21 protein-coding genes and 2 tRNA genes are annotated in these 23,186 nt (G+C 56.4%); 7 read left to right on the top strand and 16 right to left on the bottom strand.

What is annotated here, in order from left to right; genetic code table 11:
* Nucleotides 1–42: 42 nt before the first annotated feature.
* From wzzE to trxA, 4 genes are all read right to left on the bottom strand, one after another.
* A complete protein-coding gene (gene wzzE, locus MKS11_RS23895; protein ID WP_004886846.1) occupies nucleotides 43–1,089 on the bottom strand; it encodes an ECA polysaccharide chain length modulation protein in 1,047 nt (348 codons plus the stop codon).
* A gap of 13 nt (nucleotides 1,090–1,102) precedes the next feature.
* The gene (gene wecA, locus MKS11_RS23890) at nucleotides 1,103–2,206 is read right to left on the bottom strand and encodes a UDP-N-acetylglucosamine--undecaprenyl-phosphate N-acetylglucosaminephosphotransferase (RefSeq protein ID WP_004886849.1); all 1,104 of its coding nucleotides are present in this window, start codon (nucleotides 2,204–2,206) and stop codon (nucleotides 1,103–1,105) included.
* A 240-nt stretch (nucleotides 2,207–2,446) separates the two neighbouring features.
* The gene (rho, locus tag MKS11_RS23885) at nucleotides 2,447–3,706 is read right to left on the bottom strand and encodes a transcription termination factor Rho (protein ID WP_002883293.1); all 1,260 of its coding nucleotides are present in this window, start codon (nucleotides 3,704–3,706) and stop codon (nucleotides 2,447–2,449) included.
* A gap of 332 nt (nucleotides 3,707–4,038) precedes the next feature.
* Nucleotides 4,039–4,368, bottom strand: a complete 330-nt coding sequence (gene trxA, locus MKS11_RS23880; RefSeq protein WP_002883224.1) for a thioredoxin TrxA — start codon at nucleotides 4,366–4,368, stop codon at nucleotides 4,039–4,041.
* A 342-nt stretch (nucleotides 4,369–4,710) separates the two neighbouring features.
* On the opposite strand from trxA, the gene rhlB reads away from it, so the two are divergent.
* Together rhlB and gppA are read left to right on the top strand one after the other, a co-directional pair.
* On the top strand, nucleotides 4,711–5,976 hold the full coding sequence (gene rhlB, locus MKS11_RS23875; protein ID WP_002883222.1) for an ATP-dependent RNA helicase RhlB: 1,266 nt from the start codon (nucleotides 4,711–4,713) through the stop codon (nucleotides 5,974–5,976).
* A gap of 117 nt (nucleotides 5,977–6,093) precedes the next feature.
* Nucleotides 6,094–7,584 (top strand): guanosine-5'-triphosphate,3'-diphosphate diphosphatase, encoded by a 1,491-nt coding sequence (gene gppA / locus MKS11_RS23870; RefSeq protein ID WP_023319439.1) that lies wholly within the window; start codon nucleotides 6,094–6,096, stop codon nucleotides 7,582–7,584.
* 51 nt (nucleotides 7,585–7,635) lie between these two features.
* Here the strand turns inward: gppA and rep are convergent, their stop codons facing one another.
* Complete coding sequence (rep, locus tag MKS11_RS23865; protein ID WP_004886858.1) at nucleotides 7,636–9,660, bottom strand: DNA helicase Rep; 2,025 nt, start codon at nucleotides 9,658–9,660, stop codon at nucleotides 7,636–7,638.
* A gap of 112 nt (nucleotides 9,661–9,772) precedes the next feature.
* On the opposite strand from rep, the gene ppiC (MKS11_RS23860) reads away from it, so the two are divergent.
* Both ppiC (MKS11_RS23860) and ppiC (MKS11_RS23855) read left to right on the top strand, forming a co-directional pair.
* Entirely contained in the window at nucleotides 9,773–10,054 is a 282-nt protein-coding gene (ppiC, locus tag MKS11_RS23860) for a peptidylprolyl isomerase PpiC (protein WP_004886860.1), read from the top strand.
* A gap of 50 nt (nucleotides 10,055–10,104) precedes the next feature.
* Nucleotides 10,105–10,386 carry a peptidylprolyl isomerase PpiC gene (ppiC, locus tag MKS11_RS23855; protein ID WP_004886861.1) on the top strand — a complete coding sequence of 94 codons (282 nt, stop codon included), beginning with the start codon at nucleotides 10,105–10,107 and terminating at the stop codon, nucleotides 10,384–10,386.
* 202 nt (nucleotides 10,387–10,588) lie between these two features.
* On the opposite strand, the gene ilvC is transcribed toward ppiC (MKS11_RS23855), so the two are convergent.
* Nucleotides 10,589–12,064 carry a ketol-acid reductoisomerase gene (ilvC, locus tag MKS11_RS23850; RefSeq protein WP_002883178.1) on the bottom strand — a complete coding sequence of 492 codons (1,476 nt, stop codon included), beginning with the start codon at nucleotides 12,062–12,064 and terminating at the stop codon, nucleotides 10,589–10,591.
* Nucleotides 12,065–12,216: 152 nt separating this feature from the next.
* Here ilvC and ilvY point away from each other — a divergent pair, with 152 nt between their 5' ends.
* On the top strand, nucleotides 12,217–13,107 hold the full coding sequence (ilvY, locus tag MKS11_RS23845; protein WP_002883176.1) for an HTH-type transcriptional activator IlvY: 891 nt from the start codon (nucleotides 12,217–12,219) through the stop codon (nucleotides 13,105–13,107).
* Here the strand turns inward: ilvY and ilvA are convergent.
* The 7 genes from ilvA to ilvL form a co-directional block, all read right to left on the bottom strand.
* Nucleotides 13,104–14,648: a threonine ammonia-lyase, biosynthetic gene (gene ilvA / locus MKS11_RS23840; RefSeq protein WP_017899412.1), complete on the bottom strand. Its 1,545-nt coding sequence runs from the start codon at nucleotides 14,646–14,648 to the stop codon at nucleotides 13,104–13,106. The two genes, ilvY and ilvA, sit on opposite strands and share 4 nt — an antisense overlap.
* A gap of 2 nt (nucleotides 14,649–14,650) precedes the next feature.
* The gene (gene ilvD, locus MKS11_RS23835; RefSeq protein WP_002883173.1) at nucleotides 14,651–16,501 is read right to left on the bottom strand and encodes a dihydroxy-acid dehydratase; all 1,851 of its coding nucleotides are present in this window, start codon (nucleotides 16,499–16,501) and stop codon (nucleotides 14,651–14,653) included.
* Between the two features lie 60 nt (nucleotides 16,502–16,561).
* Nucleotides 16,562–17,491, bottom strand: coding sequence for a branched-chain-amino-acid transaminase (gene ilvE / locus MKS11_RS23830; protein ID WP_002883171.1), 930 nt, complete (start codon nucleotides 17,489–17,491; stop codon nucleotides 16,562–16,564).
* 16 nt (nucleotides 17,492–17,507) lie between these two features.
* Nucleotides 17,508–17,765: an acetolactate synthase 2 small subunit gene (gene ilvM, locus MKS11_RS23825; RefSeq protein ID WP_004886870.1), complete on the bottom strand. Its 258-nt coding sequence runs from the start codon at nucleotides 17,763–17,765 to the stop codon at nucleotides 17,508–17,510.
* On the bottom strand, nucleotides 17,762–19,408 hold the full coding sequence (ilvG, locus tag MKS11_RS23820) for an acetolactate synthase 2 catalytic subunit (RefSeq protein WP_284109724.1): 1,647 nt from the start codon (nucleotides 19,406–19,408) through the stop codon (nucleotides 17,762–17,764). The genes ilvM and ilvG overlap by 4 nt, the downstream gene beginning before the upstream one ends.
* Before the next feature lie 2 nt (nucleotides 19,409–19,410).
* Nucleotides 19,411–19,461, bottom strand: a complete 51-nt coding sequence (gene ilvX / locus MKS11_RS27720; protein WP_175426296.1) for a peptide IlvX — start codon at nucleotides 19,459–19,461, stop codon at nucleotides 19,411–19,413.
* Nucleotides 19,462–19,548: 87 nt separating this feature from the next.
* Complete coding sequence (gene ilvL, locus MKS11_RS23815) at nucleotides 19,549–19,647, bottom strand: ilv operon leader peptide (RefSeq protein WP_001311244.1); 99 nt, start codon at nucleotides 19,645–19,647, stop codon at nucleotides 19,549–19,551.
* A gap of 354 nt (nucleotides 19,648–20,001) precedes the next feature.
* On the opposite strand from ilvL, the gene MKS11_RS23810 reads away from it, so the two are divergent.
* Nucleotides 20,002–21,522: a YifB family Mg chelatase-like AAA ATPase gene (locus MKS11_RS23810; protein ID WP_017899414.1), complete on the top strand. Its 1,521-nt coding sequence runs from the start codon at nucleotides 20,002–20,004 to the stop codon at nucleotides 21,520–21,522.
* Between the two features lie 24 nt (nucleotides 21,523–21,546).
* On the opposite strand, the gene MKS11_RS23805 is transcribed toward MKS11_RS23810, so the two are convergent.
* Nucleotides 21,547–21,885, bottom strand: a complete 339-nt coding sequence (locus MKS11_RS23805; protein ID WP_004886877.1) for a DUF413 domain-containing protein — start codon at nucleotides 21,883–21,885, stop codon at nucleotides 21,547–21,549.
* Nucleotides 21,886–22,003: 118 nt separating this feature from the next.
* On the opposite strand from MKS11_RS23805, the gene hdfR reads away from it, so the two are divergent.
* Nucleotides 22,004–22,825: an HTH-type transcriptional regulator HdfR gene (gene hdfR, locus MKS11_RS23800; RefSeq protein ID WP_032454492.1), complete on the top strand. Its 822-nt coding sequence runs from the start codon at nucleotides 22,004–22,006 to the stop codon at nucleotides 22,823–22,825.
* Nucleotides 22,826–22,934: 109 nt separating this feature from the next.
* Here the strand turns inward: hdfR and MKS11_RS23795 are convergent.
* Nucleotides 22,935–23,010: transfer RNA gene (locus MKS11_RS23795), tRNA-Trp, on the bottom strand.
* A gap of 53 nt (nucleotides 23,011–23,063) precedes the next feature.
* A tRNA-Asp gene (locus MKS11_RS23790) sits at nucleotides 23,064–23,140 on the bottom strand.
* Nucleotides 23,141–23,186 lie beyond the last annotated feature (46 nt).

Raw genomic sequence — 23,186 nt, 5'->3', positions numbered from 1 at the left:
ATTAGGCGATGAAGGTCATCTGCCCTTCACCACAGGCCGCAATCACAGGACACGACGACGCGATAACGCCACGCCTGCGCCGATGAGCGCACCCACAATCCCCCACATCACCATCAGAAATACACGGCGCGGGCTATCGCGTTTTACAGGTTCTTCCGGCGTTCGCAAATACCGGTAAGTCTGAAAACGCGGGTCCAACGTTGGACCGACGTTCAACGTGCTCAGCATGGCGCGATTCTGGTCGTAATCGAGGTCATATTCCGGTCCGACGGCCTGCAGGTTTTCCAGTCTGGCCTGCAGCATCGGCCTGCCCAATAAAAATAGCTCTGAATCCGGCAACTGATCGGCAGGAACATCCGTTTCGCTGCGTGAGATGTTATGCTGCTGAGCGACCTTCAGCGCTTGCTCCACGCTGTGGGTCCGGCGGTTGAAAATAGCCTCGGCCACCTCCTCCTGGCGCTTCACCTGCGCCTTCATTTGCACCGTCCGCGCCGCCCAGGCGCCTTTGAGTTCGTCGTTAAGATGGCCGGCCGCCCGCTGGCTGGCGAAAGCCACATACTGGCGCAGCAAATTATTGGCATCCTGCCCGGTCTCGGCAGTCAGTTTGACGCTGTCATTGACGCTCTTGGCCGCATCGCCGGGCATAAACTGGATATTGTTAATCAAATCATCCAGCATCGCCGCATCGGCGCGAGCATTACCCGACTGGCGCTGCTTGTAGTAGTCCGTTTGCAGCCAGAAATCACGCCGGGTGTCCCAGGAGGCCAGCTGCATGATGAACTCTTTATACGCTTCATCCATGGCGGAAGGCTGATCCACCGAGGCCAGGTCGGCTTTGATATCCAGATTGCGTAAGAACTGCTGCTGGGAATAGTACCCCCCCAACATGTTGACAGTAGGCCGATCGGTGATCGCCGTGGCGCTCCACTCCTGGCGAGCAAAGAAGGTGTACACCAACACGATAGCGGCGAAGAGAACAGCGCCGCCGACTATCCAGCCTTTTCCTGCCCATAAAGCGCGAAACAGCCCGCGAATATCCAGCTCGTTCTCAACGTTCACTGCTTGTGCTCCCGGTAATGGTTGAGTCATCACATCCCCAGCTTTACTTGGTTAGTTTCGGATTATTGCCGCTGTGTCGCCGAATTCTGCGTCTGATGCGCTTAACCAGACGCGCCACTTTCCAGGCGCGCTTAATACAGTAGCCATAAAGGAAGAAGGCCACCAAAAAGAGAATTAACATCACCCATTCCGGCACAATGCGGGTATATTCCGCCGCGACGCCAACCAGCGCCAGCAGGGCAGCGGCCAGGGTAATCAGGACGAACGCCTGGCGGGAAGTAAACCCGGCGCGCATGATCAAATGATGAATATGCTGCCGGTCCGGTGAGAAAGGACTCATGCCTTTACGCAGGCGGCGATACATAATCGCCACCATATCCATCAACGGGATAGCGATAATCCACAGCGCAGTGACCGGGCTGATGGGATGCGTTTTACCTTGGGTGGTTTCCAGCAGGATCCAGATGATGGTGAAGCCAATCATGGTGCTGCCGGCGTCACCCATAAAAACTTTATAGCGGCGGCCGAGGGCGCCAAGATTAAGAAGAATATAGGGCAGAATGGCGGCGATCATCGCAAAACACCACATCGCCAGGCTGTACTGGCCATCAAACCAAAGGATGATCCCGGTCGCCGCAAAGGAGACCGATGACAGGCCGCCGAGCAGACCGTCAATCCCATCGACCATATTAAACGCATTGATGGCGGCCCAGACGGCAAACAGAGTAAGGAAGAAGCCGAAGGGCCCCAGCACCAGCTCCCACGAGCCAAAAATAAAGCCCAGACTACTCAGATGCAGATTCCCTGCCATCATCATAATCACGGCGATCGCGGCCTGAATGACCGCGCGAATTTTCACGCTGATGTCAAAGCGATCGTCCAGCGCACCAACCAGCACCAATACCCCCGCACAGGCCAGATACAGCGAGGCGTGAGGAATATAATAATCGGCGATAGCGAAGGTAAAACAGATGCCTGCATAAACTGAGATACCACCGACCAACGGAATCAACCCCTGATGCCGTTTGCGATAGTTTGGTTTATCCACTAACCCAATCTTTTTTGCCACTTTCCGCGCGACAAAAATAAAGAGGGTCGTGAATAAGAAAATACTGATTAATTCAGTAATAGCAGTGAGTAAATTCACAACGCATGTGCTCTCAGCATAGTTAATCCGGGAAGTATAGCGATGATGCCCCAACTCCAGAAGGGGAAAAGCAGAACATTACAAATTTATTGTATAGATTTTAGTCTGTTAAAGCTGTCTCCGCCTGCTGTCCGGCGCCATTATACGACAACTTTCGTCCCGCTTTCTCTGTCTCTGGATCATACAAATCCCAAAATGAAAACGCCACGCAAAGGCGTGGCGTTTCTGGCTTTTTTTACCTTACGAGCGCTTCATCATATCGAAGAAGTCATCATTCGTCTTAGTCATTGCCAGTTTATTAATGAGGAATTCCATCGCGTCGATCTCACCCATCGGATGGATAATTTTGCGCAGGATCCACATTTTCTGCAGCTCTTCCTGAGTGGTGAGCAGCTCTTCTTTACGCGTACCGGAACGGTTGTAATCGATAGCCGGGAAGACGCGTTTTTCAGCAATCTTACGAGAGAGGTGCAGCTCCATGTTACCGGTGCCTTTAAACTCTTCGTAGATAACTTCATCCATTTTGGAGCCAGTGTCGATCAGCGCCGTGGCGATGATGGTCAGGCTACCGCCCTCTTCAACGTTACGCGCCGCGCCGAAGAAACGCTTCGGACGGTGCAGGGCGTTAGCGTCCACACCACCGGTCAGCACTTTACCGGAAGCCGGGACCACGGTGTTGTAGGCGCGCGCCAGACGGGTAATGGAGTCGAGCAGGATGATAACGTCTTTCTTGTGTTCAACCAGACGTTTCGCTTTCTCGATAACCATCTCAGCAACCTGAACGTGACGGGATGCCGGTTCGTCGAAGGTGGAAGCAACGACTTCACCTTTGACCAGACGCTGCATCTCGGTCACTTCTTCCGGACGTTCGTCGATCAGCAGCACCATCAGCACGCAGTCCGGATGGTTGTAAGCGATGCTCTGCGCGATGTTCTGCAGCAGCATGGTTTTACCGGCTTTCGGCGGCGCGACGATCAGACCACGCTGGCCGCGGCCAATCGGGGAAGCCAGATCCAGTACGCGAGCGGTTAAGTCTTCGGTAGAACCGTTACCACGCTCCATACGCAGACGAGAATTCGCGTGCAGCGGCGTTAAGTTCTCGAACAGGATCTTGTTACGGGCGTTTTCCGGCTTGTCGTAGTTAACTTCGTTAACTTTCAGCAGCGCAAAGTAACGCTCACCCTCTTTCGGAGGACGAATCTTACCGGAAATGGTGTCACCAGTGCGGAGGTTGAAACGGCGGATTTGGCTGGGGGATACGTAGATGTCGTCAGGGCCGGCGAGGTAGGAGCTGTCTGCGGAGCGGAGGAATCCAAATCCATCCTGCAGTATCTCCAGTACGCCGTCGCCAAAGATATCTTCGCCACTCTTCGAATGCTGCTTGAGGATGGCAAAAATAATATCCTGCTTACGCATACGAGCCAGATTTTCCAGCCCCATATTTTCGCCGAGAGTAATCAGCTCAGAAACCGGCGTATTCTTTAATTCGGTAAGATTCATAGTGGTGTGGGTTCTTAAACTCGGGGTAAATCTCGAACTTAATGTTGTGAATGGTATGGCAGGAACTTCCATGCCTGTTAACGGCCTTCATCTCGTGTCTGTACGTTGCCTGGTCACAGGAAAGAACGCAGAACTGAAACGACTAGACGGAATGAGTGAAAAGCCCGGAATTAATAGCTTCACGCGCATTTTTTTGCGGGATGCTTCGGGTAAAACAAGATTCAAACAAGGTATGTTTAAAACGAAGTCTGTGGATTAACTTAGCACGACTCCAGCCGGGCGTCCAGAGTTCCGCAAAAAATAGGAATCTGGACGCCGGAACAGCAATTCGCTTACGCCAGGTTGGCGTCGAGGAACTCTTTCAGCTGCCCCTTGGACAGGGCGCCAACTTTGGTGGCCGCCACTTCGCCGTTTTTGAACAGCAGCAGGGTTGGGATGCCGCGAATGCCGTACTTCGGCGCGGTACCCGGGTTCTGGTCGATGTTCAGCTTAGCTACGGTCAGTTTGCCCTGATACTCTTCAGCGATCTCATCCAGAATCGGGGCGATCATTTTGCACGGACCACACCACTCTGCCCAGAAATCGACGAGGGTCAGCCCGTCAGCCTTGAGTACGTCCGTGTCAAAACTGTCGTCAGTCAGGTGAATAATTTTATCGCTCATATTTAACTCCACAGGAATAAGCCTGGTGTGTTGGTGTCGTAGCCATCAACGACGCGCTGCAGCTACGTTATGCACGCTATTCTTCAGGATACCTCAATTCTCTGGTCTGCCAACTGGCGCGATCCATCATGGACCCACCTTTTGACGCCAGGGTTGCCCGAACGCGAACTGCATGCTGCAGATTTATCGCTCCCGACTCGCTTAGTGGTCTAAGCTATCCTGGATTCGTTCAGTTACCGTAGACGTACCTTGAATAATTTCGCACACCGCCAACGAAAGGTTGACGTTATTTCACCGGATACGCTTTCTTAATGCAATAGTTAGCTGATATTCTACCACACTATGAGCAAAACACATTTAACAGAACAGAAGTTTTCCGACTTCGCCCTGCACCCGGCAGTCATTGAAGCCCTTGAAAAGAAAGGGTTTCATAATTGCACACCTATTCAGGCCCTCGCCCTTCCACTGACGCTGGAAGGCCGCGATGTCGCCGGGCAGGCGCAAACCGGTACCGGTAAAACGATGGCGTTCCTGACGTCGACGTTTCATTATCTTCTCTCTCACCCGGCTATCGCCGATCGCCAGGTAAACCAGCCGCGCGCGCTGATTATGGCGCCGACGCGTGAACTGGCGGTACAGATCCACGCGGACGCTGAACCGCTGGCGCAGGCCACCGGTCTGAAGCTGGGTCTGGCTTACGGCGGCGACGGCTACGATAAGCAGCTGAAAGTGCTGGAAAGCGGCGTCGATATTCTGATCGGCACCACCGGTCGTCTGATCGATTACGCGAAGCAAAACCACATTAACCTCGGCGCCATTCAGGTCGTCGTGCTGGACGAAGCCGATCGCATGTACGATCTCGGCTTTATTAAAGATATCCGCTGGCTGTTCCGCCGCATGCCGCCGGCCACTCAGCGTCTGAACATGCTGTTCTCCGCGACCCTTTCCTATCGCGTACGCGAACTGGCGTTCGAACAAATGAACAACGCCGAGTACGTTGAAGTCGAGCCGGAACAGAAAACGGGCCACCGTATTAAAGAAGAGCTCTTCTACCCGTCCAACGAAGAAAAAATGCGCCTGCTGCAGACGCTGCTGGAAGAAGAGTGGCCCGATCGCGCCATCGTCTTCGCCAATACCAAGCATCGTTGTGAAGATATCTGGGGCCATCTCGCCGCCGACGGCCATCGCGTAGGTCTGCTGACCGGCGACGTGGCGCAGAAAAAACGTCTGCGTATTCTCGAAGAATTTACCCGCGGCGACCTCGATATCCTGGTCGCGACTGACGTTGCCGCTCGTGGCTTGCACATTCCGGCCGTGACCCACGTCTTTAACTACGATCTACCAGACGATTGCGAAGATTACGTTCACCGCATTGGCCGTACCGGTCGCGCTGGCGCCAGCGGTCACTCCATCAGCCTCGCCTGCGAAGAGTATGCGCTGAACCTGCCGGCTATCGAAACCTATATTGGTCACTCAATTCCGGTCAGCAAGTACAACCCGGACGCGCTGATGACCGATCTGCCGAAGCCGCTGCGCCTGACCCGTGCTCGCCCAGGCAACGGCCCGCGCCGCAACGGTCCACCGCGCAATCGTCGTCGTTCAGGTTAAGAAATCTATGCTATACGCTCAATCATTCAGAATGTGCCAGGGCGCGCTTCCCCGGCAACCCGCTCAGTTACACGGATTGGGCACAAGCGCCCCGTCGACCAGGGAGCCTTCTGAACGATGAAGAGCATGAGCTCCACCTCGCTGTATGCCGCCATTGATTTGGGCTCCAACAGTTTCCATATGTTGGTGGTGCGCGAGGTGGCTGGCAGTATCCAGACGCTGAGCCGCATTAAGCGCAAAGTCCGTCTTGCCGCCGGCCTGAATAGCGACAACACGCTCTCCGCAGAAGCGATGGAGCGCGGCTGGCAGTGCTTACGCCTGTTTGCCGAACGCCTGCAGGATATTCCGCCGGCGCAAATCCGCGTCGTGGCCACCGCCACGCTGCGTCTTGCCGTCAATGCCGGCGAATTTCTGGCGAAAGCGCAGGAGATCCTCGGCAGTCCGGTACAGGTCATTAGCGGCGAAGAAGAAGCGCGTCTGATTTATCAGGGGGTCGCCCACACCACCGGCGGCGCCGATCAGCGACTGGTGGTCGATATTGGCGGCGCCAGCACCGAACTGGTGACCGGAACCGGCGCGCAAACGACCTCGCTATTTAGCCTGTCGATGGGCTGTGTGACCTGGCTTGAACGCTATTTCGCCGATCGCAGCCTGACGAAAGAAAATTTCGATCTTGCCGAGGCGGCCGCGCGTGAGGTGCTGTTGCCCGTCGCCGATGTGCTGCGCTATCACGGATGGAAAGTGTGCGTTGGCGCCTCCGGCACCGTTCAGGCTCTGCAGGAAATTATGATGGCGCAGGGGATGGATGAGCGGATCACCCTGACCAAACTCCAGCAGCTTAAACAGCGCGCCATTCAGTGCGGACGCCTGGAAGAGCTGGAGATCGAAGGCTTAACCCTTGAGCGAGCGCTGGTGTTTCCAAGCGGGCTGGCGATCCTTATCGCTATCTTCAGCGAACTGAATATTCAGTGTATGACCCTCGCGGGCGGCGCGTTACGTGAAGGTCTGGTGTACGGCATGCTGCATCTCTCCGTTGAACAGGACATCCGCAGCCGCACTCTGCGTAATATTCAGCGTCGTTTTATGATCGACACCGAACAGGCCCAGCGCGTCGCTGGTCTCGCCAGCCACCTGCTCAGCCAGCTGGACGGCAGCTGGGAGCTGGATCCGCTAAGCCGCGACTTGCTCCTCAGCGCCTGTGCATTGCATGAAATTGGCCTGAGCGTGGATTTTAAGCGCGCGCCGCAGCACGCGGCCTATCTGGTCAATAATCTCGACCTGCCCGGCTTTACCCCGGCGCAGAAGAAGCTGATTGCGACGCTGCTGCTTAACCAGACTAACGCCATCGACCTCTCATCGCTTCATCAGCAGAATGCCGTTCCGCCGCGAGTTGCCGAACATCTTTGTCGCCTGCTGCGACTGGCGATACTCTTTGCCAGCCGGCGGCGTGACGATTTGCTGCCCGCCATCAATCTTGTGGCCGATGATGAAAAACTGTCCCTGACGCTGCCGGAAAACTGGCTGGATAATCACCCGCTTGGGGCTGAGCTGATCGAACAGGAATGCCAGTGGCAGAGCTATGTGCACTGGGTGCTTGAGGTGAAGTAATACGCTGAACATTGCCGGGCGGCGGCTTCGCCTTACCCGGCCAGCTTATCGCTATCCTTTCTCTTTAGCTTTTGCCAGCATGGCGCGAATGTTCGCCACGTTAGCCTGTCCTTTATGCATTCGCTCTTCAGCGGTAATCACTTTGCGCGCCTGCTCCCAAATCAGATCGTCCTGGGGTAGCTCCAGCAGAAAACGGCTCGGTTCCGGGCGCACCACCTCACCATACTGCCGGCGCTCCTTACAGAGCGTAAAGGTCAGCTCTTTCTGCGCGCGGGTGATGCCCACGTAGGCTAACCGGCGCTCTTCATCGACATTATCTTCATCAATGCTGCTCTGGTGCGGGAGCAATCCCTCTTCCATTCCCACCAGGTAAACATACGGGAATTCCAGCCCTTTTGAGGCATGAAGGGTCATCAGCTGCACCTGATCCAGCTCTTCATCCGATTCACCGCGCTCCATCATGTCGCGCAGCGTAAAGCGGGTGACCACCTGCGTCAGGGTCATTGGCTCATCGATTTCGCTGCCTTCCAGCATCTCGGTCATCCAGGTGAACAGCTGGTTGACGTTTTTCATACGCATTTCTGCGGCCTTCGGGCTGGGCGAAGTTTCATAAAGCCAGGATTCGTAGTCAATTCCGCGGATCAAGTCGCGCACGGCGTTGACCGGCTCGCGTTCGGCCAGCTGCTGGATCTCACGCAGCCAGTGGGTGAAGCGGGTGAGTGATTCATACCCGCGCCCGGTCAGCGTCTGGCTGAGACCCATATCAAAGCTGGCGGTGAACAATCCTTTGTTGCGGCCCATCGCCCACTCACCGAGCTTTTGCAGCGTCGCCGGGCCGATCTCGCGCTTCGGTGTATTCACGATACGCAGGAAGGCGCTGTCGTCGTCCGGGTTGGTCAGCACGCGCAGATAGGCCAGCAGATCTTTAATTTCCGGGCGCGAGAAGAACGACGTGCCGCCGGAGATTTTGTACGGGATGCGGTTCTGCATCAGCATCTTTTCAAAGACCCGCGACTGGTGATTGCCGCGATAAAGGATCGCGTAGTCTTTGTAATTGGTTTTATTAATGAAGTGGTGGGCGATCAGCTCCCCGGCCACGCGCTCCGCTTCATGATCTTCATTGTTGGCGGAGAGCACTTTCAGCTCAGCGCCATATCCCAGCTCAGAGAACAGCCGCTTTTCAAAAACGTGCGGGTTATTGGCGATCAGAATGTTAGCGGCTTTCAGAATACGCCCGGAGGAGCGATAGTTCTGCTCAAGCTTGATAACCTGCAGCGCCGGGAAGTCCTGGCTGAGCAGCACCAGGTTCTGCGGCCGCGCGCCGCGCCACGAGTAGATCGACTGGTCATCGTCGCCTACCACGGTAAAACGCGCCCGCTGGCCCACCAGCAGCTTCACCAGCTCATACTGGCTGGTGTTGGTATCCTGATACTCATCCACCAGCAGGTAGCGGATCTTATTCTGCCAGCGTTCGCGCACCTCCTCGTTGCGCTGCAGCAGCAGCGTCGGCAGCAGGATCAGATCGTCAAAATCGAGGACATTGCAGGCCTTCATATGCGCATCGTACAGCCCATAGCAGTGGGCGAAAATGCGATCCCGTTCGCCTTTCGCACCCGCGGCGGCCTGCGCCGGGGTTTTCAGATCGTTTTTCCAGTTGGAGATCGTCGAGATCAACTGCTGGAGCACCACTTTGTCATCTTCGATCAACCCTTCGGTCAGCTCTTTGAGCAGCGCCACCTGGTCAGTATCGTCGAATAAGGAGAAGTTAGACTTCATGCCCAGCGCGGCGTATTCCCGCTTGATGATATCCAGCCCCAGAGTGTGGAAGGTGGAAATCATCAGCCCGCGCGCCTCTTTGCGCCCCAGCGTTTGCCCAACGCGCTCTTTCATCTCGCGCGCGGCTTTGTTGGTAAAGGTCACGGCCGCGATATGGCGCGCCTGATAGCCGCAGCCGCGGATCAGGTGGGCGATTTTATTGGTGATCACGCGGGTCTTACCGGAGCCGGCGCCCGCCAGCACCAGGCACGGTCCGGTTACAAATTCGACGGCTTGTTGTTGGCCAGGGTTTAAACGCATGGGAGTCTTGCTCAATCTTCGAACGGGGTGGGGATTGTAGCAGAAAGCGGAGCCGAGATTTACCGACTGATGGTAAAGTGAAGAAATCGCGATTAACCCGTAGAGCAGAACCATGAAAAAGACCGCAGCAGCCCTGCATATCCTGGTCAAAGAAGAGAAACTGGCCCAGGAGATCCTTGCCAAACTGGAACGCGGCATCAGCTTCGATCATCTGGCGAAGCGCTATTCGAAATGCCCGTCCGGGCGTAACGGCGGCGATCTGGGGGAGTTTCAGCAAGGCGCGATGGTCGGCCCATTCGATCAGGCGGTCTTTAGCTGCCCACTTCTCAAGCCCTACGGTCCGGTAAAAACCAAATTTGGCTACCATATCATTAAGGTGCTTTATCGCCGCTGACGCGTGGTATATTGCGCCCCGATTTATCTCAACCTATTCAAGGCACGATCATGGCAAAAACAGCAGCAGCACTGCATATTCTTGTTAAAGAAGAGAAACTGGCTCTGGATCTTCTGGAGCAGATTAAAAACGGCGCCGACTTCGGTAAGCTGGCGAAGAAGCACTCCATTTGCCCATCAGGCAAACGCGGCGGTGATTTAGGTGAGTTCCGCCAGGGCCAGATGGTGCCGGCGTTCGATAAAGTGGTTTTCTCCTGCCCGGTGCTGGAGCCAACCGGCCCGCTGCATACCCAGTTCGGCTACCACATCATCAAAGTGCTGTACCGGAAATAATAAAAAACCCGGGGATCTTAATCTCCGGGTTTTTGCCTGATGGCGCTTCGCTTATCAGGCCTATTAAACAAATCCATTCCTCTATGGATTTCGGCTTGCCGGAAGGCGGCAAGGAAGTACATCCCCGTGAACATAGATTACTATGTGACTGGGGTGTACGTACCGTAGCCAACGCATCGGCAAGTCGAAAGACGACGAGGAATTAGCCGGCTACCGCGATACGCTTCATATCGGTCATATAACCGCGCAGTTTCTTACCAACCTGCTCAATAGCGTGGCTGCGAATGGCTTCGTTAACATCACGCAGCTGAGCGTTGTCTACCGCGCCTTCGGCAATCGCCGTACCCAGGTCGCCAGTCTGCAGGGTGGTCATGAACTCTTTCAGCAGCGGTACGCAAGCATAAGAGAACAGGTAGTTACCATATTCAGCGGTATCAGAGATAACCACGTTCATCTCGTACAGACGCTTACGGGCAATAGTATTGGCGATCAGCGGCAGCTCGTGCAGTGATTCGTAGTAAGCGGACTCTTCGATGATGCCGGAGGCCACCATGGTTTCGAAGGCCAGCTCAACGCCCGCTTTCACCATCGCGATCATCAGAACGCCTTTATCGAAGTACTCCTGCTCGCCGATTTTACCTTCATACTGCGGCGCGGTTTCGAACGCGGTTTTACCAGTCTCTTCACGCCAGGTCAGCAGTTTCTTATCGTCGTTCGCCCAGTCCGCCATCATACCGGAGGAGAATTCGCCGGAAATGATGTCGTCCATGTGTTTCTGGAACAGCGGCGCCATAATCTCTTTCAGCTGCTCGGAGAGCGCATAAGCGCGCAGTTTCGCCGGGTTAGAGAGGCGATCCATCATCAGGGTAATGCCGCCCTGCTTCAGCGCTTCGGTGATGGTTTCCCAGCCGAACTGAATCAGTTTTTCTGCATACGCCGGGTCGGTACCTTCCGCCACCAGCTTGTCGAAGCACAGCAGAGAACCCGCCTGCAGCATGCCGCAGAGGATGGTCTGCTCGCCCATCAGGTCAGATTTCACTTCGGCAACGAAGGAAGATTCCAGCACGCCCGCACGGTGGCCGCCGGTCGCCGCTGCCCATGCTTTCGCAATGGCCATGCCTTCGCCTTTCGGGTCGTTTTCCGGATGTACCGCGATAAGCGTCGGTACGCCGAAACCGCGTTTGTACTCTTCACGCACTTCGGTACCCGGGCACTTCGGCGCCACCATCACCACGGTGATGTCTTTACGGATCTGCTCGCCCACTTCCACGATGTTGAAACCGTGGGAGTAGCCCAGCGCCGCGCCGTCTTTCATCAGCGGCTGTACGGAGCGCACAACGTCAGAGTGCTGTTTGTCCGGAGTCAGGTTAACCACCAGGTCCGCCTGCGGGATCAGCTCTTCATAAGTGCCGACTTTGAAGCCGTTTTCGGTCGCTTTACGCCAGGAGGCGCGCTTCTCGGCGATCGCTTCTTTGCGCAGCGCATAGGAGATATCCAGGCCGGAGTCACGCATGTTCAGACCCTGGTTCAGGCCCTGCGCGCCGCAGCCGACGATGACCACTTTTTTACCCTGAAGGTAGCTTGCGCCATCGGCGAATTCGTCGCGCGCCATAAAGCGGCATTTGCCCAGCTGTGCCAGCTGCTGGCGCAGGTTCAGTGTATTAAAGTAGTTAGCCATGTCTGTAACTCCGTGATGTTGTGTCGTGCTTATTGTTCGATTCGCTTTTGCGAGAATGAACTTACTATATGACAGGAATTTTATTGCGGAAATTGATATATTCACAACGTCACGTTGCATTTTATGAAATACAAAACCGGGGAGTACGCGCCGTGGATTTACGCGATCTGAAAACCTTTCTGCATCTGGCGGAAAGCCGCCATTTTGGCCGCAGCGCGCGGGCCATGCATGTCAGCCCGTCGACGCTTTCGCGCCAGATCCAGCGTCTGGAAGAGGACCTCGGCCAGCCGCTGTTCGTGCGAGATAATCGCACGGTGACCCTTACCGAAGCCGGGGAAGAGTTACGTACCTTTGCCCAACAGACTTTACTGCAGTATCAGCAGCTTCGTCACGTCATCGATCAGCAGGGCCCTTCGCTCTCCGGCGAGTTGCACATCTTCTGCTCCGTCACCGCCGCCTATAGCCATCTGCCGCCGATCCTCGACCGCTTTCGCGCCGCGCACCCCTCGGTGGAGATCAAGCTGTCGACCGGCGACGCCGCCGACGCCATGGAGAAGGTGGTCACCGGCGAAGCCGACCTGGCGATTGCCGGTAAGCCGGAGACTCTGCCAGGGTCGGTGGCGTTTTCGATGCTGGAGAACCTCGCCGTGGTGTTAATTGCCCCGGCCCTTCCCTGCCCGGTGCGCAACCAGGTGACCGTCGAGCGCCCCGACTGGTCGACAGTGCCCTTTATCATGGCCGACCAGGGGCCGGTACGTCGGCGCATCGAGCTGTGGTTTCGGCGGCATAAAATCAGCAATCCGTCGATCTACGCCACCGTCGGCGGGCACGAAGCGATGGTGTCGATGGTCGCCCTGGGATGCGGCGTGGCGCTGCTGCCGGAAGTGGTGCTGGAGAACAGTCCGGAGCCGGTACGCAACAGGGTGATGATCCTGGAGCGCAGCGATGAGCAAACGCCGTTTGAGCTGGGCGTTTGCGCACAAAAAAAGCGGCTGCATGAGCCGCTTATTGATGCTTTCTGGAAAATTCTTCCCAACCACTAACCCGCGAGGAAAAAGCGGAATGCCGGGTTATGGGTCTCATCATGACACTCATAGCCCAGCTCATTGAGACGAGTTTCAAAGTCCGGCTCGTGCTCGCCCAGCTCGAAGGCCGCCAAAACCCGACCATAGTCGGTGCCGTGGCTACGGTAGTGGAATAGCGAAATATTCCAGTGGGTGCCGAGGGTGTGCAGGAACTTCAGCAGCGCCCCCGGCGATTCCGGAAACTCGAAGCTGAACAGCCGCTCCTGCAGCGCTTTGGACGGTCGGCCGCCGACCATATAGCGCACATGGAGCTTGGCCATTTCGTCATCGGAAAGGTCAACGACGCTGTAGCCACCATCGTTCAGTAACTGAAGGATCTCTTTCCGCTCCTCCAGCCCACGACTCAGACGTACCCCCACAAAGATGCAGGCGTCTTTGGCATCGGCAAAGCGGTAGTTGAACTCCGTCACCGAGCGGCCCCCCAGTAGCTGGCAAAACTTCAGAAAGCTGCCCTTCTCTTCCGGGATCGTCACCGCCAGCAGCGCTTCGCGCTGTTCCCCGAGCTCGCAGCGCTCAGACACGTAGCGCAGACCGTGGAAGTTGACGTTGGCCCCGGACAGGATGTGAGCCAGTCGCTCGCCGCGAATATTGTGCTGAGCGACATATTTCTTCATCCCCGCCAGCGCCAGCGCGCCGGAAGGCTCTGCCACCGCCCGCACATCTTCGAACAGATCCTTCATCGCCGCGCAAATAGCGTCGCTGTCGACGGTGATGATGTCGTCCAGATACTCCTGGCACAGACGGAAGGTTTCATCGCCGATGCGTTTGACCGCCACGCCTTCGGCAAACAAGCCGACGCGCGGCAGGTCCACCGGATGACCGGCGTCCAGCGCCGCCTTCAGGCAGGCCGAATCTTCCGCTTCCACCGCGATCACTTTGATCTGCGGCATCAGCTGCTTGATCAGCACCGCCACGCCTGCCGCCAGGCCGCCGCCGCCCACCGGGACGAACACGCGGTCGATGTGGGCATCCTGCTGCAGCAGCTCCAGCGCCAGGGTTCCCTGACCGGCGATGACCATCGGGTGATCGAACGGCGGCACCCAGGTAAAGCCCTGCTGCTGCGCCAGCTCAATCGCCCTCGCCTTCGCTTCGTCAAAGTTGGCGCCATGCAGCAGCACTTCGCCGCCAAAGCCGCGAACGGCATCCACTTTGATGTCGGCGGTCGCTACCGGCATCACGATCAGCGCCTTAACGCCCAGCCTCGATGCGGAGAACGCCACGCCCTGGGCATGATTGCCCGCCGAGGCGGTGATCACCCCGTGGGATTTCTGTTCCGCGGTCAGGCTGGACATCATCGCGTAGGCGCCGCGCAGCTTAAAGCTGTGTACCGGTTGGCGATCTTCGCGCTTCACCAGAATAACGTTATCCAGGCGAGAAGAGAGTTTGTCCATTTTTTGCAGCGGCGTTTTCTGCACCGCTTCATAAACCGGCGCGCGCAGCACTGCTCTCAGGTATTCGGCGCCCTCAGGGGCGCCGGACAGGGGTTGTGAATCCGCCATGATTAGCCACCCAGTTTCGATTTATCGCGAACCGCGCCTTTGTCGGCGCTGGTCGCCAGGCTGGCGTAGGCGCGAAGGGCAAAGGAGACCTGACGCTGGCGATTTTTCGGCGTCCACGCCTGGTCGCCACGCGCTTCCTGGGCTTCACGACGCGCCGCAATTTCCGCATCGCTCAGCTGCAGCTGAATGCTGCGGTTCGGAATATCAATCGCGATCATGTCGCCATCTTCAATGAGCGCGATGTTGCCGCCGCTCGCCGCTTCCGGTGAGACGTGACCGATAGAGAGCCCTGAGGTGCCGCCCGAGAAACGGCCATCGGTGATCAGCGCGCAGGCTTTGCCCAGCCCCATCGACTTCAGGAAGCTGGTGGGGTAAAGCATCTCCTGCATCCCCGGCCCGCCTTTCGGCCCTTCGTAGCGGATCACCACGACGTCGCCTTCAACGACTTTACCGCCGAGGATGGCCTCAACCGCATCGTCCTGGCTCTCATACACTTTCGCCGGACCGGTAAATTTCAGGATGCTGTCGTCCACGCCGGCGGTTTTCACGATACAGCCGTTTTCCGCGAAATTGCCGTACAGCACCGCCAGGCCGCCGTCCTTGCTGTAAGCGTGTTCCAGAGAACGGATACAGCCTTCGGCGCGATCGTCATCCAGCGTATCCCAGCGGCAGTCTTGCGAGAACGCCTGAGTGGTACGGATGCCCGCCGGGCCGGCGCGGAACATTTTTTTCACCGCGTCGTCCTGGGTCACCATCACATCGTACTGTTCCAGGGTCTGCGGCAGCGTCAGGCCGAGAACGTTTTTGACCTCGCGATTCAACAGCCCGGCGCGGTCCAGCTCGCCCAGAATGCCCAGCACGCCGCCGGCGCGATGCACATCTTCCATATGGTATTTCTGCGTGCTCGGCGCCACCTTACACAGCTGCGGCACTTTGCGGGAAAGCTTATCGATATCGCTCATGGTGAAGTCGATTTCAGCTTCCTGCGCCGCCGCCAGCAGGTGCAGAACGGTGTTGGTGGAACCGCCCATGGCGATATCCAGCGTCATGGCGTTCTCAAAGGCCGCCTTGCTGGCGATATTGCGCGGCAGCGCGGAAGCGTCATCCTGCTCGTAATAGCGTTTGGTCAGCTCAACGATACGTTTCCCGGCGTTAAGGAACAGCTCCTTACGATCGGCGTGGGTCGCCAGCAGAGAGCCGTTACCCGGCTGCGACAGACCCAGCGCTTCGGTCAGGCAGTTCATGGAGTTGGCGGTGAACATCCCGGAACAGGAGCCGCAGGTCGGACAGGCGGACCGTTCCACCTGATTACTCTGCTCGTCGGACACTTTCGGATCCGCCCCCTGGATCATCGCATCCACCAGGTCGAGCTTGATGATTTTATCTGACAGCTTGGTTTTCCCGGCTTCCATTGGGCCGCCGGACACAAAGATCACCGGAATGTTCAGGCGCAGGGAAGCCATCAGCATCCCCGGGGTGATTTTGTCGCAGTTGGAGATACAGACCATCGCATCCGCACAATGGGCGTTAACCATGTACTCCACCGAGTCGGCGATCAGCTCGCGGGATGGCAGTGAATAGAGCATACCCCCGTGGCCCATGGCGATCCCATCATCCACTGCGATGGTGTTGAATTCTTTGGCCACGCCACCGGCGGCTTCAATCTGCTCGGCAACCAGTTTGCCGAGGTCGCGCAGGTGCACGTGCCCAGGAACAAACTGGGTAAAGGAGTTAACGACGGCGATAATCGGTTTGCCGAAATCGGCATCGGTCATCCCGGTTGCGCGCCACAACGCGCGGGCGCCCGCCATATTGCGGCCATGTGTGGTGGTGGCGGAACGGTACTTAGGCATGCTCTTTTTACTCCCATCTGTGTTTATTAAATGGGACGGTGCGTGCCGTCCCATTTTTAATTACTTACTTACCGGATCCAACCAGCCCCATTTATCTTCTGTTTCACCGGTGAAGAGGCCAAAGAAGGCTTCCTGAATGCGTTTGGTGACCGGACCGCGACGACCTGCGCCGACCTGGATACCATCCACGCTGCGTACCGGGGTGATTTCCGCCGCGGTGCCGGACATGAAGACTTCATCCGCCAGGTACAGGGATTCACGGGACAATACCTGCTCGCGGACTTCAATACCGAGATCTTTCGCCAGCTTGATGATGGCGTCGCGGGTAATGCCCGGCAGCGCGGAAGAGGTAAACGGCGGGGTGAACAGCACGCCGTCCTTCACTTCAAACAGGTTTTCGCCAGCGCCTTCGGAGATATAGCCGTTAACGTCGAGGGCAATACCTTCCTGATAGCCATGGCGACGCGCTTCGCTGCCAACCAGCAGCGAGGAGAGATAGTTGCCGCCGGCTTTCGCCGCCGTCGGGATGGTGTTCGGCGCCGCGCGGTTCCAGGAAGAGACCATGGCATCGATCCCCTGCTCCAGCGCTTCTGCGCCGAGGTAGGCTCCCCACGGGAACGCCGCGATGATCACGTCAGTGTTGTAACCCGGAGGCGGGTTTACCCCCATGCCGACATCGCCAACAAACACCAGCGGGCGGATATAAGCGCTGGTCAGATTATTAGTGCGAATGACTTCGCGGCAGGCTTCCATCAGTTCGTCGACGCTCTGGGAGACCGGGAAACGATAAATTTTGGCTGAGTCATGCAGACGCTGCATATGTTCGCGATGACGGAACACCACCGGGCCTTTGTGCGAGTCGTAGCAACGGATGCCTTCGAATACCGAGGTGCCATAGTGCAGCGCATGGGACATCACATGAACTTTCGCTTCGCCCCACGGAACCATCTCGCCATTGAACCAGATGTAATCAGCTTTTTTCGTCGTCATTTTTCTTCCTTTGCGCTCAGGCGCGGATTTGTTGTGATGTGGGTTGCTGGATCTCGACGCAGGCAACGTCGACCAGTTTACTTAATTGACTAAACAGTAATTCGACGGGCCGCGGGCTGGCAACGGTCAATTCGATATTTATGTTCTGTGCGTCCGCTGCGGTTTCCATGTTCATTGCGCAGATTTGAAAACCACGGTGACGGACAACGCGCAGCACGCGCTCTAAGGTTTCCGGGTTGAAACGTGCCTGTAAAGCGACCTGATGTTGCATCATGATAATTTCTCCAGCATTTCAGAGTTACTGGCGCCGGGCGGCACCAACGGCCAGACATTCTCAAGTTCGTCGATTGAGACATGAAGCAGGTATGGCCCCTGGCTCGAAAGCATGGTGTCGAGTGCCGCTTCAACCTGGTCTTTACGGGTGATGTGTTGGCCAGGAATACCGAAGGCGCTGGCCAGCGTGAGGAAATCAGGGTTATCAGTCAGAGTGGTTTCGCTATAACGTTCCTGGAAAAACAGCTGCTGCCATTGTCGAACCATCCCTAACCGCTGGTTGTCGAGTAATACGATCTTCAGCGGTAACTGCTTGCGTTTTACGGTGCCCAGCTCCTGCACATTCATCATGAAGGAGCCGTCACCAGAGATACAGATCACCGTATCGTTAGGGCGCGCCACCTGGGCGCCAACGGCGGCCGGCAGGCCAAAGCCCATGGTGCCTAAGCCGCTGGAGGTGATGAAGTTTTCCGGGCGGGTATAGGTCATATGCTGAGCCGACCACATCTGATGCTGGCCTACGTCGGTTGTCACCACGCTGTCCGCCGGCTTGCGGTCGGAAAGCTGTTTCAGCAGCAGCGGCGCGTAGATAGCCTCACCGGGATGATTGTAACGCCAGGCGTGGTCGGCACGCAGTGCGGCACTCCGCTCGCGCCAGCCATCGATCGCTAACGGCTGCTGCAGCGCCGGCAGCAAGCGGTTCAGATCGCCGGTCAGACCAATGTGCGCCTGGCGCAGCTTGTTCAGCTCCGCCGGATCGATGTCCATATGGATCACTTTGGCATGCGGCGCGAAGGTGTTGAGCTTGCCGGTCACGCGATCGTCAAAGCGCGCGCCGACGGCAATCAGCAGATCGCACTCCTGTACCGCCAGATTGGCCGCCTTGGTGCCGTGCATTCCCAGCATGCCGAGATAATACGGGTAATCGGCGTCCACCACGCCCAGCCCTTTCAGGGTGCAGGTCGCCGGCATCCGGGTCACTGCGAGGAATTCGCGCAGCGCCGGTACCGCCTGCGCCATGCCGACCCCGCCGCCAACATACAGCATCGGTTGCTGCGATTGAGCCAGCATCTGCAGAGCCTGAGCCACTTCCGCCTGCGGGAATGCCATCTCATCGGCGACCATAGAGAAATGGGGATCGAGATCGCCCTGCGCCATCTGAATATCCTTAGGGATATCAACCAGCACCGGGCCTGGACGGCCTGAGTTTGCCACCTGGAAAGCTTCAGCAATGACCCGCGGCAGCTCGTCCAGAGACTGCACGAGGAAACTGTGCTTAGTACAGGCCAGTGACAAACCGAGAACGTCTACCTCCTGGAACGCATCCGTGCCGATGAAGGGTGCGGCCACCTGGCCGGTGATAGCGACAATGGGGATGGAGTCAAGCAAAGCGTCCGCCAGGCCGGTGATCAGGTTGGTTGCGCCCGGGCCGGAAGTCGCGATACATACCCCGGTTTTACCGGTTGCTCGCGCATAACCAATGGCCGCCATGGCTGCCCCTTGCTCATGCCGGCACAGCAGGTGCTCCACGCCGCCGTCATACAGTGCATCGTAAACCGGCATAATTGCGCCACCCGGATAGCCAAAAACGGTGTCGACCCCCTGTGTCCGCAAAGCATGTACCACCCACTGCGCGCCATTCATAGTTAGTTCCCCGTCATAAATCGGGAGAAACAGAATTTTATGCTAAAAGTCATCATCTGCTCCTCGCTTAGGTTATTTCAGTTATAAAAAAACCCCCGGACCTTTCGGTGCGGGGGTCTTAGTTCGTTAAGGCTTGATTATTAAGCCTTTCCTCGTCCAAGTGCAGCCCCGCACGGTGGGATAATAATCACCACCACGCTAATCACGACCAGGCTAATCACTCGTAGAAGGGCTGTCATTTTCTGTACTTTCTGGCTTCTTGTTCGAAGGAATACCTAAAGAGGTACCACAGACATCACATAAAACACAAGATTTTTTTATATCTCTGTTGCTGAGCAGCCTAACAGTTTCAGCAAAAATAATTGTTTTATATGAAAAAATTCGAAGATGAAAAAAACTCAGTTTTCTCTCGCCTGCCGCGCTCTTTTGCGCCCTCCTTCCCAACGCCGCTCTGTTTTGCGAGCGAACTTCCAGTTTCGGCTAAATGTAACAATATGGCGCGAAAAGTATGGATTTATGGTCCTAACTTCTGACTATTACCGATCCCGTTTTAACACAGGTCAGCCATAATCCTGCCTGGTCCAGGAGGTTTTATGTCGCTCGCCATCGTCTATACCCGCGCGGCGCTCGGTATCGAAGCGCCATTGATTACTGTCGAGGTTCATCTCAGCAACGGTCTGCCCGGCCTGACTATGGTCGGACTGCCGGAGACCACCGTGAAAGAGGCCCGTGACCGGGTTCGCAGCGCCCTGATCAACAGCGGCTACGCTTTCCCTGCGAAGAAAATAACCATTAACCTGGCGCCAGCGGATCTGCCTAAAGAGGGCGGGCGATACGATCTACCTATCGCTCTCGCGCTTCTCGTTGCCTCAGAGCAGCTCAACACGACGCGACTGAATCAATATGAGTTTGTGGGCGAACTCGCCCTCACAGGTGGGTTACGCGGCGTTCCAGGGGCGATCCCCAGCGCAATGGAAGCCATCAAAGCCGGCCGGCGCATCGTCGTCTCCTCTGATAATGCGGCTGAGGTCGGCCTGATCGGCGGCAGCGATTGCCTGGTCGCCGACCATCTGCAGGAGGTGTGTGCTTTTCTCGCGGGGCAGACATCGCTTTCGCCGCCTCTCGCCGAGGCACCCTCTGTTGATGAACGCGGCGAAGATCTGCGCGATGTTATCGGCCAGCAGCAGGGCAAGCGAGCGCTGGAGATTGTGGCCGCCGGGGGTCACAACCTGCTCCTGATCGGCCCGCCCGGCACCGGGAAAACCATGCTTGCCAGCCGGCTACCCGGTCTCCTGCCGCCATTAAGCAATCAGGAAGCACTGGAGAGCACGGCCATTCAGAGTCTGGTCAATCTGCATACCGCGAAGACCCGGTGGCGTCAGAGGCCGTTTCGCGCACCTCATCATAGCGCCTCGCTGGCAGCGATGGTGGGCGGCGGCTCGATACCGGTCCCCGGTGAGATTTCCCTGGCCCATAATGGCGTGCTGTTTCTTGATGAGCTGCCGGAGTTTGAGCGGCGTGTACTGGATGCGCTGCGCGAACCCATTGAGTCAGGCAAGATCCACATATCACGCTCGCGCGCCAAAATTGACTATCCGGCGCGCTTTCAGCTTATCGCGGCGATGAACCCAAGCCCGACAGGGCATTATCAGGGCAAACATAATCGTACATCGCCTGAGCAGACATTACGTTATCTGGGACGTCTGTCAGGCCCCTTCCTTGACCGCTTCGATCTCTCCTTAGAGATCCCGCTGCCGCCGCCAGGGATACTGAGCCAGGGCACGCAGGGCGAAGAGTCTAGCGCAACGGTCCGACAACGGGTGCTGGCGGCGCGCGAACGGCAAATGCTCAGACAAAATAAGCTCAATGCTCATCTTGAGAATCGTGAAATGAAGAGCTGCTGCCACTTACGGCGGGAGGACGCTGTCTGGCTGGAACAGACGCTAACGCAGCTGGGGCTCTCTATACGAGCCTGGCAGCGTCTGTTAAAGGTGGCGAGAACCATTGCCGATCTGGCAGAGGCTGAAGAGATTGAACGCCGTCATTTGCAGGAGGCGCTCAGCTATCGGGCGATAGACCGGATGCTAAACCATCTGCAGAAAATGATGGCGTAAAAAAAGGGCTTACGCCCTTTTTTCTTAGTCATCGCTTTCGGTGTAATCGTCAGCGCCTTCCATCTGCGGTTTGCCGCCGGAAAGAGTATGAAAACGCTTCGGCCGCTTGATGCGCGCCATATACTTAATCCATACGCGTTCTGCTTCCGTTACCGGCTCACGCTCACCACGGCACACCGAGACAAACTGTTTTTCATCATCGGTAACAGGTTCGCGTTTACCCAGTTCCAGTTCGTTAAAGGCATAACCATGACGTTCCAGCAGTTGCGCCTCTTTGATGGTGAAATCACCGTGACGGGAGAACCCGCGTGGATAATTTTTATTGTCGAAAAAACGATTAGTCGTCGTAAAGCTTTCCGCCATCCTACACGCTCCTGATTCTTTGGCCGAGCTATTTATGGCGCGGAGTATTAGTTACGCTTGACAGAGCGTCAAACAAAACATTTAAATCATCACGACAAATAATTTTGTGGAGAACGGTGTGGATACGGAATTGCTCAAGACTTTCCTGGAAGTGAGCAGAACTCGTCACTTTGGGCGAGCAGCAGAGGCGCTTTACCTGACGCAGTCAGCGGTCAGCTTTCGTATTCGTCAGCTGGAAAATCAACTTGGTGTGAACCTGTTCACCCGACATCGTAATAACATTCGCCTGACGACCGCCGGAGAAAAGCTCCTGCCCTACGCCGAAACGCTAATGAATACCTGGCAGGCTGCGCGCAAGGAGGTCGCACACTCTTCGCGACATAATGAATTCTCCATCGGAGCCAGCGCCTCGCTGTGGGAATGCATGCTTAACGGCTGGCTCGGCACCCTCTACAGCGCACCTTACAATCTCCAGTTTGAAGCGCGTATCGCACAGCGGCAGTCGCTGGTTAAACAGCTTCACGAACGCCAGTTGGATCTGCTGATCACCACCGAATCGCCGAAGATGGATGAATTAAGCAGCCAGCTGTTGGGTAATTTTACCCTTGCCTTGTATTGCGCATCGCCTGCAAAAAACAGAAATGAATTGAATTACTTGCGCCTTGAATGGGGGCCTGATTTTCAGCAAAACGAAGTGGGTCTGATAGGAAGTGATGATGTTCCGCTGCTCACTACCTCTTCAGCTGAATTGATCTACCAGCAATTATCACGCCTGAACGGCTGCTGTTGGCTACCTGTTCGCTGGGCCAAAGAGAAGCATGGGTTACATACGGTCATGGACAGCGCTACGCTTTCCCGCCCACTCTATGCGATCTGGTTACAAAATAGCGATAAGCAGGGGCAGATCCACGAGATCCTGAAAAGCCCTATCCTGGAATAAGCGGTACTCTCCATGGACGGAGAGAAGCAAGGTATTTTGAACAGGGATATTGCAGATAGAGAGCAGAGATAAAAAAAAATCCTTTGCCTGAGCAAAGGATTCTTATAAATGGCAGGGGCGGAGAGACTCGAACTCCCAACACCCGGTTTTGGAGACCGGTGCTCTACCAATTGAACTACGCCCCTAAAGCTTTCTTACCACTAAGCCTGCTATCTGAGCAGGCTTAATGTTAAATAAGTGGCGGAACGGACGGGACTCGAACCCGCGACCCCCTGCGTGACAGGCAGGTATTCTAACCGACTGAACTACCGCTCCACCGAATTTTTTCGCTTTATGACCACCGGTTGTCACCCCGGCTTAC

The organism is Klebsiella sp. K5-45, assembly GCF_030128605.1.
GTDB classification, from domain to species: Bacteria; Pseudomonadota; Gammaproteobacteria; order Enterobacterales; family Enterobacteriaceae; genus Klebsiella; species Klebsiella quasipneumoniae.
This window is presented reverse-complemented; position numbering and strand designations above follow the sequence as displayed.

Coding starts and splice junctions, on each gene's coding strand:
- wzzE (WP_004886846.1), bottom strand. CDS start 1,089: ATGACTCAACCATTACCGGGAGCACAAGCAGTGAACGTTGAGAACGAG.
- MKS11_RS23805 (WP_004886877.1), bottom strand. CDS start 21,885: ATGGCGGAAAGCTTTACGACGACTAATCGTTTTTTCGACAATAAAAAT.
- ilvM (WP_004886870.1), bottom strand. CDS start 17,765: ATGATGCAACATCAGGTCGCTTTACAGGCACGTTTCAACCCGGAAACC.
- ilvA (WP_017899412.1), bottom strand. CDS start 14,648: ATGGCGGATTCACAACCCCTGTCCGGCGCCCCTGAGGGCGCCGAATAC.
- ilvE (WP_002883171.1), bottom strand. CDS start 17,491: ATGACGACGAAAAAAGCTGATTACATCTGGTTCAATGGCGAGATGGTT.
- ppiC (WP_004886861.1), top strand. CDS start 10,105: ATGGCAAAAACAGCAGCAGCACTGCATATTCTTGTTAAAGAAGAGAAA.
- ilvC (WP_002883178.1), bottom strand. CDS start 12,064: ATGGCTAACTACTTTAATACACTGAACCTGCGCCAGCAGCTGGCACAG.
- ilvD (WP_002883173.1), bottom strand. CDS start 16,501: ATGCCTAAGTACCGTTCCGCCACCACCACACATGGCCGCAATATGGCG.
- rep (WP_004886858.1), bottom strand. CDS start 9,660: ATGCGTTTAAACCCTGGCCAACAACAAGCCGTCGAATTTGTAACCGGA.
- rhlB (WP_002883222.1), top strand. CDS start 4,711: ATGAGCAAAACACATTTAACAGAACAGAAGTTTTCCGACTTCGCCCTG.
- ilvG (WP_284109724.1), bottom strand. CDS start 19,408: ATGAATGGCGCGCAGTGGGTGGTACATGCTTTGCGGACACAGGGGGTC.
- ilvL (WP_001311244.1), bottom strand. CDS start 19,647: ATGACAGCCCTTCTACGAGTGATTAGCCTGGTCGTGATTAGCGTGGTG.
- MKS11_RS23810 (WP_017899414.1), top strand. CDS start 20,002: ATGTCGCTCGCCATCGTCTATACCCGCGCGGCGCTCGGTATCGAAGCG.
- gppA (WP_023319439.1), top strand. CDS start 6,094: ATGAAGAGCATGAGCTCCACCTCGCTGTATGCCGCCATTGATTTGGGC.
- rho (WP_002883293.1), bottom strand. CDS start 3,706: ATGAATCTTACCGAATTAAAGAATACGCCGGTTTCTGAGCTGATTACT.
- trxA (WP_002883224.1), bottom strand. CDS start 4,368: ATGAGCGATAAAATTATTCACCTGACTGACGACAGTTTTGACACGGAC.
- ppiC (WP_004886860.1), top strand. CDS start 9,773: ATGAAAAAGACCGCAGCAGCCCTGCATATCCTGGTCAAAGAAGAGAAA.